The sequence below is a fragment of the Methyloversatilis sp. genome (assembly GCF_030696805.1).
Taxonomy (GTDB): Bacteria; Pseudomonadota; Gammaproteobacteria; order Burkholderiales; family Rhodocyclaceae; genus Methyloversatilis.
The window spans coordinates 1-8,145 of the sequence record NZ_JAUYRO010000006.1 but is presented as its reverse complement, the minus strand read 5'-3'; the positions used below and the strand labels follow the sequence as shown (position 1 = coordinate 8,145).

Below are 8,145 nucleotides of genomic sequence, written 5' to 3'. Positions count from 1 at the left end.
GACCAAGGCGCGCAGCGCAGACGAGTACCGTGAGGTGCTCGCCTCGAATACCGAGGAGCTGGAACGTCTGTCGCGCATGGTCAGCGACATGCTGTTCCTTGCACAGGCAGATCATGCGATGACCATTCCCACGCGGGAGCCGATTGATCTGGCCAGCGAAACCCAGGCGGTGCTCGACTTCTATGAGGCGCTAGCCAGCGAAAAGCACCTCGCTTTGTCGCTCGCCGGCACCGGCAGCATGAGTGGCAATCGGCTCATGCTGCGCCGTGCTCTCAGCAACCTCTTGTCAAATGCCATCCGCCATACGCCGGAAGGCGGAGCAATCAAGGTCGTGCTGTCTTCTGCCGAACACGCCGTGCAGATCAGTGTCAGCAATACGGGCGCCCCCATTCCTGCCGAATTGCATGCTCGGCTGTTCGACCGCTTCTACCGCGTGGATGCCTCGCGCGAACGCATGGGGCAAGGTGCCGGACTTGGATTGGCGATTACGGATTCCATCGTGCGTGCCCACGGGGGCGAGATCAAGCTGTTTTCGGAGGGCGACATGACTAAATTTACCCTGATATTTCCGCAGCTTGACAAGGCGTTAGCCGCTTCCTAGACTGACTTCCACTTGCCCAGCCCTCATCCTGTGTTCAGGCGCCTCATCATCTGGATCATGCTGATTGCACTTCCGTTGCAAAGCTATGCAGCGGCCAGCATGCTCTATTGCGCGCCCCTGCATCATGGCATGGTCATGCAGACCATGGTGCCTGGGGATACGCAGGCGATCCTGGGTGACAATGCAGATACCGTCCTGGCCCATGCCGAGCATTGTGACATGGCGATGGCTGGCGACGGTGACGACACCTCCGATCAATCGTCCCAGCCACACAAAGTGGCCGGCAAATGTAGTGCGTGCAGTGCTTGCTGCATGTGCACGATGGCTGTGTTCTTCTCCCCAGCCGACTGGCTGACCTCCTCCGGTGCCGCCATCATGGCACCCCATCCAGTCGATACCCTGACCAGTGTTTCTCTCGAAGCACTGCAACACCCTCCTCGAACATCCTCACGCTGACGAGTCTGCGCTTGCAGAGGTCTATGCACGCCTGAACCGCGTGTCGAAAGCCTGGCGCGTTACCCAGTAACGCCTGCATTCGCGATGTTCCCGTGGCGGCATTGCCGCTCACTCAAACGACAAGCGACGTGAGGAAATCATGTTCAAGACGATGAAGTCGGTTCATAAGCCGGCCATGGGGCTGACCTTGCTGGTCGGCGCCCTGATGCATTCCCCAACATTTGCAGAAGAAAAATCCATTCCCGCCATGGAGCCGCAGGCGGCCGCCCCGAAGGCGCTCTATCAGTCGGCCTTCGACGGTTATCAGGCCTGGGATGATGCTCCCATGAAGGGCTGGCGCGAAGCCCATGACGATGTGATGGGCAGTGGCCATGCCGGGCATGCCGGGCATGCCCAGCCTGCTGCCAAAGGTGCTCCCAGTGCAGCTACCGGCAAGCCCGACCCGCATGGGGGACATTCGATGAAGCATGGAGGGCAGCACTAATGAACACGCTATTCCATTCTTCAAATGGTCCGGCTGATTGCGGCATTGCTGGCTAGTTCCGTGCTGGCCGGCTGCGCGAGCTTTTCAGCCGATGGCGGCTTCAACCCCGTTGAGAAGACGACAAAGGAACGTCTTGGCAAGGACGTGAAATGGGCACGCTCCGGCGAGGATCAGAACACCATCGACAGTCGCGTGGCCGAACTCCTGAACAAGCCGCTGAGCGTGGATGATGCCGTGCAGATTGCACTGCTCAACAACAAAGGACTGCAGGCTGCCTTCTACGAGCTGGGGATTTCGGAGGCTGATCTGGTGCAAGCCGGCCGTCTGCCCAATCCGCGCTTCTCAATGCTGCGTGCTCGGCTTGAAGATGAGTACAAGATCGAACAGGCCTTCACTTTCAATATCTTTTCGCTGATCACCATGCCCTTGGCCCAGAAGGTTGAGGAGCGCCGCTTCGCCCAGACTCAGCGGCAAGTGACGTCCGAAGTCCTGCGGTTAGCCGCCGATACGCGCAAGGCGTATTACACCGCTATCTCTGGCCAGCAGACAGCCGACTACATGGGGCAAGTCAAGGATGTCGCCGAAGCGGGTGCGGAACTTGGCAAGCGCATGGCTCAGGTTGGCAATTGGAGCAAGCTCACGCAGGCGCGTGAACAAGGCTTTTATGCCGATGCTGTTGCGCAAGCGGCACGTGCGCGACAAGCAGCGACCTCAGCTAGAGAACAACTCACGCGCTTGATGGGGCTTTGGGGAAAACAGCTCGACTACAAACTGCCGGAGCGCTTACCCGATCTGCCCAAAATGGCCACCGACCTGCCTGACATCGAATCGTTGGCCATGCAGCAGCGGCTTGATTTGCAGGCCATCCGCCTGGAAACCGAAGGTCTGGCTAGCAATCTGGGTCTGACCAAGGCGACGCGTTTCATCAATGTGCTGGAGTTCGGCCCTGCTCGCGTGCTGGAAGGCCACCGGTCCGACCCCTACAAGAAGGGCTATGAGATCGGCTTCGAACTGCCTATCTTCGACTGGGGTACAGCCAAGGTCACCAAGGCTGAGTCGATCTACATGCAAGCCCTCAATCGCGCTGGCGAGATGGCCGTCAATGCACGCTCCGAGGTACGCGAGAGCTACCAGTCCTATCGCACCAGTTATGACATCGCCAAGCACTACCGCGACGAGATCGTGCCGCTCAAGAAGCGCATCTCGGAGGAGAACCAGCTGCGCTACAACGGCATGCTGCTCAGTGTGTTCGACTTGCTCGCCGATGCACGCTCGCAAATTACCACGGTGAATGGCTACATCGAAGCCCTGCGTGATTTCTGGCTAGCACAGGCCGATCTCGACATGGCGCTGATCGGTAAGCCCAGTCCCAGCAACGTTCCAGCATCCATGGGTGCCGTTGCAGCCAACGAAGGCGGCGGCCACTGAGTCGTCCATAACAAGGAAAATCGCATGACCTCACGTAGAGACTTTTTTCTGGGTGCCGGTGCTGTCGCATTGGGCGCTGGGCTTGTCAGCAAGGCAGGCGCAGCATCGTTGCCTGAAGCCCCCACCATGAGCAAGGCCAGTACCCAAGGCCCGCTGATGCCACCCAATGGCCGCCCCTACAACCCCGTCGTCACGCTGAATGGCTGGACGCTTCCCTGGCGCATGAAGAACGGTGTCAAGGAGTTTCATTTGGTCGCCGAGCCGGTCGTGCGTGAAATTGCCCCCGGCATGAAGGCACATCTCTGGGGCTACAACGGCCAATCGCCCGGCCCGACCATTGAAGTAGTGGAAGGCGACCGTGTACGGATTTTCGTGACAAACAAGCTGCCAGAACATACCAGCATCCACTGGCACGGCCAGCGTCTGCCGAATGGGATGGACGGCGTCACCGGTCTAAACCAGCGCGGCATACCGCCCGGCAAGACCTTCATGTACGAGTTCGAGGCCAAACGACCGGGCACGTTCATGTACCACTCGCACGCAGATGAAATGGTGCAGATGGCCATGGGTCTGATGGGCTTTTGGGTAACACACCCGAAAGACCCGTCGCAATACAAGGTCGACCGCGACTTTGTCTTCCTGCTTTCTGCCTATGACATTGACCCCGGCAGCTTCACACCCAAGGTTAATACGATGCTCGACTTCAACCTGTGGACCTTCAACAGCCGTGTCTGGCCGGGGATTGATCCGCTGGTTTGCCGCCAGGGTGACCGGGTGCGTATCCGCGTCGGCAATCTGACCATGACCAATCACCCGATCCATTTACATGGTCACGAGTTCGAGGTGACCGGTACGGATGGGGGCTGGGTTCCGCCCGCTGCGCGTTGGCCCGAAGTGACAGCGGACATCGCGGTTGGCCAGATGCGCGCCATCGAATTCGACGCTACGGACCTCGGCGATTGGGCTTTCCATTGCCACAAATCGCACCACACCATGAACGCCATGGGCCACGACGTTCCCACCCTGGTTGGCGTGGACCACAAGGGCGTGGCCGAGAAGATCAACAAGCTTATCCCCGACTACATGGTCATGGGCGACAAGGGAGGCTCCATGGAGGGCATGGAAATGCCTCTGCCCGACAACACCCTGCCGATGATGACTGGAGAGGGGCCGTTCGGCGGCGTCGAAATGGGCGGCATGTTCACCATCGTCAAGGTGCGTAAGGATCAACCGCACGGCAACTATAAGGATCCGGGCTGGTACCGCCATCCCAAGGGCACTGTCGCTTCCGAATGGAAGGGCGGCAGTAAGCAGGATATGCCCGCCGCAAAAAAAGCGCCCGATGCAAGGACTTCCATCAACCCGGGCGACACCGTCATGAAGGCCCGCAAGGGTAGCGGCAGCCACAACCATTAACTAGAAAGGAAACACCATGAAATCCCCCAAGCACTTTGTTATCAGCACGCTTGTCTCGATGGCGGCATTGACAGCAGGCAGCACCATCGCATACGCCGACGCAGGCCACAGTCATGGCGGCCATGCGGCTTCCATCGGCAAACCCGGCAAGGCCAGTGAAGTGACTCGTACGGTCAATGTCGACATGACCGACAACATGCGCTTCACCCCCGCAAAAATTGAAGTCAAGAAAGGCGAAACCATCAAGTTCGTCGTCAAGAACAGCGGTCAGGTCCGCCATGAAATGGTGCTGGGCTCTGTCGCGGAGTTGAAGGCGCATGCTGAACAGATGCGCAAGCATCCGGAGATGGAGCACGACGACCCGAACCAGGTGCAGGTCGACCCCGGCAAAACCGGGCAGTTCATCTGGAAATTCGCCAATGCAGGAACCTTTGACTTTGCCTGTCTACAACCCGGTCACTTTGAAGCCGGCATGGCTGGCAAGGTTGCCGTCAAGTAATAACCCAACCCAAGGAGTCTCAACATGAAACTGGTTACTACCACCCTAGTTGCACTGGGCATGGCGTTGTCTTCGCTGGCCTATGCAGATGATGCCCACCACCCCGAGAGAGCAGCGGCTGCGGCGCCAGCAGCACTGTCAAGCGGCGAAATCAAGAAGATCGACAAGGAGGCTGGCAAGGTCACCATCAAGCATGGCCCCCTGGTCAATCTCGACATGGCGCCCATGACCATGGTGTTCCGCGTCAAGGAAACCGCCATGCTGGACAAGGTCAAGGTCGGTGACAAGGTGAATTTTGCTGCCGACAAGATCAACGGTGCCTTGACCGTGACGCAGATTGAGCTTGCGAACTGAGTACAACCGTAGTTTGTGGCTGGGGCGGGCGCTCCAGCCACCTCAAAGGCTGAAGCCAAGAAGGGCCAAAGCCATCACTCAAGGAGTCTGTCATGAAGAAATCTGTTCTGTCTGTTCTGCTATCCGCCGCCCTCGTCGTTGCGTTTCCGGCCATGGCGATGGATCACGAAAAGTCCATGGACAAGGAAATGCCAATGAAGAAAGACATGCCAATGAAAAAGGATATGCCGATGAAGGAGTGCATGTCGATGAAAGAAGGAATGCCGATGAACGAATGTCCACATATGAAGGAGGGTATGCCAATGAAGCCGGCGGCCGGCAAGGCTTCGGAAAAATCGCCGCGGGAAGATGCTGCGTCGGCCCACGACAAGCACAACCACCCTCGTGACGGCAAATAAGCATACTGAGCAGAGCAGAATGACTCTGCAATGAGTCCATCCGTTCCGCTCGCCACCCTTTTCTGGAGGGCCGTATATGGAACAACCACATGAAAACCATGAAACGCCACCTAGTTTCTGGCGCTCCCGTTTCGCGATTGGCTATCTTGTCATCGGCGCAGTCGCGGCCTATTACCTGCTAACCGAACATCTGGCACACGTCGTCGGTGTCTTGCCCTATCTGATACTGCTGGCCTGCCCCTTGATGCATATCTTCATGCATGGTGGACATGGGCACGGAAGCCATGGGCATCAGCATAGCCAGAACAAGAACGACAAGAATGGGAGCCCATCATGAACCACGCGACCAATGCTTACGGACTCTGGTCTCTGGTCTTGATCAATTCGGCGATTTTCATCTTTTTCGCCTTCAGCTTCTTCAAGCCACAGACTTCGCGCGACTGGCGCACCTTCGGCGCTTTCTCGGCCTTCATCGTGGCCTTGTTCGTCGAAATGTACGGTTTCCCGCTGACCATCTATCTATTGTCGGGATGGTTGCAGACCAAGTATCCGGGGCTGGACATCCTTTCCCATGAGGCAGGCCATCTATGGGCAACCCTGCTCGGTGAGAAAGGCGATCCGCACTTCGGCGTCCTACATATCGCCAGCTATGTCTTCCTTGGCTACGGTTTCTATCTGCTATCGAAAGCCTGGCATGTGCTGTACCACGCGCAGCGCCGTCACAGCCTTGCCACAACGGGGCCTTATGCCCGTATACGGCATCCGCAATATGTTGCTTTTGTGCTGATCCTGCTCGGCTTTCTATTGCAATGGCCGACGCTGCTGACCTTACTTATGTTCCCCATCCTGCTGCTGATGTACGGTCGGCTGGCGGTCAAGGAAGAAGAGGAAATGCGTGCGCAGTTCGGTGACGAGTTTGATCGTTATGCCCGGAAGACACCTCGGTTCTTTCCGCGCTGGGGGCAAAGCGAGCTTGGCCGCCATGCAAACTGAGCTTGTCATTAATTGCTGTCTCTGTCGCAGAGCAGGCCGAGTCTATGTGCTTGTTCCTCTCTGTCTATCGTCTTAAACAGTATGCAAAGGAGTGCTATATGGAACAGATCGAACTTGATGTAACGGGCATGACATGTGGGGGGTGTGTCTCGAGAGTCAAACAAGCCATGCTCGACGTACCCGGGGTTTACATTGCAGAAGTGGATTTGGCGAAAGGCGTGGCCCGGGCCAGCGGAGACAATGCCAGTGCCTTGCAGGCTGCGCTCATTCACGCCCTAACGAAAGCTGGCTATCCAGCGACGCCGCTTGGTTCCGCTACTGGCAGCCCGCGTACTGGCGGTTGCTGTTGCGGGCATTGACTTGATGCCAACGGTCATGGCGGATTGGGTTCTTTCTTTCATCAACAAACCGTGAAGACCTACACCGGAATCAAATCTAAATACTCGGGAAAATAAACATGGACCACCATGCTCATAAACATGCGCATCACACCAATCCGACGCCAGAACCTAATGCCGAGGAGCTGAAAGACCCCGTCTGCGGCATGGTGGTCAAGGCAGACTCTTCTCATGTTTATCGATACGTCGATCATGATTACCGTTTCTGCAGCACCAAATGCCGCGACAAGTTCGTTGCCGACCCGGCGAAGTATGTGACGGACGCAACCCCCGCTGCACCGCAGGCTCACCCGGGACCGACCGGGACGATCTACACCTGCCCCATGCATCCGGAGATTCGCCAGGACCATCCTGGCTCTTGCCCGAAATGCGGGATGACGCTGGAGCCGGAATTACCTTCGGTAGAGGATGAAGAGGATCCTGAACTGAAAGATTTCACCCGCCGCTTCTGGTGGACGCTGCCGCTCTCCATCGTCGTCGTCATTCTGGCCATGTTCGGCCACCGCTATGGCTGGCTGGAGCCACAGACCCAATCTTGGGTCGAGCTCGTTCTCTCCCTGCCGGTCATCCTCTGGGCCGGCTGGCCTTTCTTCCATCGCGGCTGGCTGTCGGTGATGCTGCGCAGCCCAAACATGTGGACATTGATCGGTCTCGGCACCGGGGCTGCCTTTGTCTACAGCCTGGCGGCAACCTTGATCCCGGGTGCATTTCCCGAGTCGTTCTTTTCCATGGGGCGGATTGCGGTTTATTACGAAGCGGCGGACGTGATCATTTCCCTGACCTTGTTGGGACAAATGCTTGAACTCAAGGCCCGCTCACAGACTTCAGCCGCCATCAAGTCCTTGCTCGGCCTCTCGCCAAAAACTGCGCGGCGCATTGGTGCAGATGGCAGCGAGGAAGACGTGCCGCTCACCCATGTGCATGTGGGTGATCTTCTGCGAGTTCGCCCAGGCGAAAAAGTCCCGGTGGATGGTTTGGTGGTCGAAGGCAGCAGCGCAGTTGATGAGTCCATGCTGACGGGCGAGCCGCTACCGGTCAGTAAGCGTGTCGGTGACAAGGTCATCGGCGCTACCATGAACACTAACGGCGCGCTGGTCATGCGCTCGGAGCGTGTCGGC

12 protein-coding genes are annotated in these 8,145 nt (G+C 57.8%); all 12 read left to right on the top strand.

Annotated features, from left to right (window positions below; genetic code table 11):
* Positions 1 to 601, top strand: a 601-nt coding sequence (locus tag Q8R75_RS00795; RefSeq protein ID WP_305663483.1) for an ATP-binding protein, incomplete at its 5' end; no start/stop codon positions are given.
* Positions 602 to 658: 57 nt separating this feature from the next.
* A complete protein-coding gene (locus Q8R75_RS00790) occupies positions 659 to 1,057 on the top strand; it encodes a hypothetical protein (RefSeq protein WP_305663482.1) in 399 nt (132 codons plus the stop codon).
* A 139-nt stretch (positions 1,058 to 1,196) separates the two neighbouring features.
* Positions 1,197 to 1,541 carry a hypothetical protein gene (locus Q8R75_RS00785; RefSeq protein WP_305663481.1) on the top strand — a complete coding sequence of 115 codons (345 nt, stop codon included), beginning with the start codon at positions 1,197 to 1,199 and terminating at the stop codon, positions 1,539 to 1,541.
* A gap of 24 nt (positions 1,542 to 1,565) precedes the next feature.
* Positions 1,566 to 2,969, top strand: coding sequence for a TolC family protein (locus Q8R75_RS00780; protein WP_305663480.1), 1,404 nt, complete (start codon positions 1,566 to 1,568; stop codon positions 2,967 to 2,969).
* Between the two features lie 24 nt (positions 2,970 to 2,993).
* Positions 2,994 to 4,385, top strand: a complete 1,392-nt coding sequence (locus tag Q8R75_RS00775; protein ID WP_305613247.1) for a copper oxidase — start codon at positions 2,994 to 2,996, stop codon at positions 4,383 to 4,385.
* Positions 4,386 to 4,401: 16 nt separating this feature from the next.
* Complete coding sequence (locus Q8R75_RS00770) at positions 4,402 to 4,884, top strand: cupredoxin family protein (RefSeq protein WP_296809780.1); 483 nt, start codon at positions 4,402 to 4,404, stop codon at positions 4,882 to 4,884.
* A 24-nt stretch (positions 4,885 to 4,908) separates the two neighbouring features.
* Complete coding sequence (locus tag Q8R75_RS00765) at positions 4,909 to 5,238, top strand: copper-binding protein (protein WP_296809778.1); 330 nt, start codon at positions 4,909 to 4,911, stop codon at positions 5,236 to 5,238.
* Between the two features lie 92 nt (positions 5,239 to 5,330).
* Positions 5,331 to 5,636, top strand: a complete 306-nt coding sequence (locus Q8R75_RS00760; protein ID WP_018228461.1) for a hypothetical protein — start codon at positions 5,331 to 5,333, stop codon at positions 5,634 to 5,636.
* A gap of 76 nt (positions 5,637 to 5,712) precedes the next feature.
* Positions 5,713 to 5,973, top strand: coding sequence for a DUF2933 domain-containing protein (locus Q8R75_RS00755; protein ID WP_081618511.1), 261 nt, complete (start codon positions 5,713 to 5,715; stop codon positions 5,971 to 5,973).
* Positions 5,970 to 6,629 (top strand): isoprenylcysteine carboxylmethyltransferase family protein, encoded by a 660-nt coding sequence (locus Q8R75_RS00750; protein ID WP_305613252.1) that lies wholly within the window; start codon positions 5,970 to 5,972, stop codon positions 6,627 to 6,629. The genes Q8R75_RS00755 and Q8R75_RS00750 overlap by 4 nt, the downstream gene beginning before the upstream one ends.
* A gap of 98 nt (positions 6,630 to 6,727) precedes the next feature.
* On the top strand, positions 6,728 to 6,988 hold the full coding sequence (locus Q8R75_RS00745) for a heavy-metal-associated domain-containing protein (protein ID WP_305663479.1): 261 nt from the start codon (positions 6,728 to 6,730) through the stop codon (positions 6,986 to 6,988).
* A gap of 98 nt (positions 6,989 to 7,086) precedes the next feature.
* The coding region (locus tag Q8R75_RS00740; RefSeq protein ID WP_305663478.1) for a heavy metal-binding domain-containing protein at positions 7,087 to 8,145 on the top strand (1,059 nt) is incomplete at its 3' end.

Excerpts from the sequence above, each read along its gene's own strand:
- Q8R75_RS00790 (WP_305663482.1), top strand. The coding sequence starts at position 659 with ATGCTGATTGCACTTCCGTTGCAAAGCTATGCAGCGGCCAGCATGCTC.
- Q8R75_RS00785 (WP_305663481.1), top strand. The coding sequence starts at position 1,197 with ATGTTCAAGACGATGAAGTCGGTTCATAAGCCGGCCATGGGGCTGACC.
- Q8R75_RS00780 (WP_305663480.1), top strand. The coding sequence starts at position 1,566 with ATGGTCCGGCTGATTGCGGCATTGCTGGCTAGTTCCGTGCTGGCCGGC.
- Q8R75_RS00775 (WP_305613247.1), top strand. The coding sequence starts at position 2,994 with ATGACCTCACGTAGAGACTTTTTTCTGGGTGCCGGTGCTGTCGCATTG.
- Q8R75_RS00770 (WP_296809780.1), top strand. The coding sequence starts at position 4,402 with ATGAAATCCCCCAAGCACTTTGTTATCAGCACGCTTGTCTCGATGGCG.
- Q8R75_RS00765 (WP_296809778.1), top strand. The coding sequence starts at position 4,909 with ATGAAACTGGTTACTACCACCCTAGTTGCACTGGGCATGGCGTTGTCT.
- Q8R75_RS00760 (WP_018228461.1), top strand. The coding sequence starts at position 5,331 with ATGAAGAAATCTGTTCTGTCTGTTCTGCTATCCGCCGCCCTCGTCGTT.
- Q8R75_RS00755 (WP_081618511.1), top strand. The coding sequence starts at position 5,713 with ATGGAACAACCACATGAAAACCATGAAACGCCACCTAGTTTCTGGCGC.
- Q8R75_RS00750 (WP_305613252.1), top strand. The coding sequence starts at position 5,970 with ATGAACCACGCGACCAATGCTTACGGACTCTGGTCTCTGGTCTTGATC.
- Q8R75_RS00745 (WP_305663479.1), top strand. The coding sequence starts at position 6,728 with ATGGAACAGATCGAACTTGATGTAACGGGCATGACATGTGGGGGGTGT.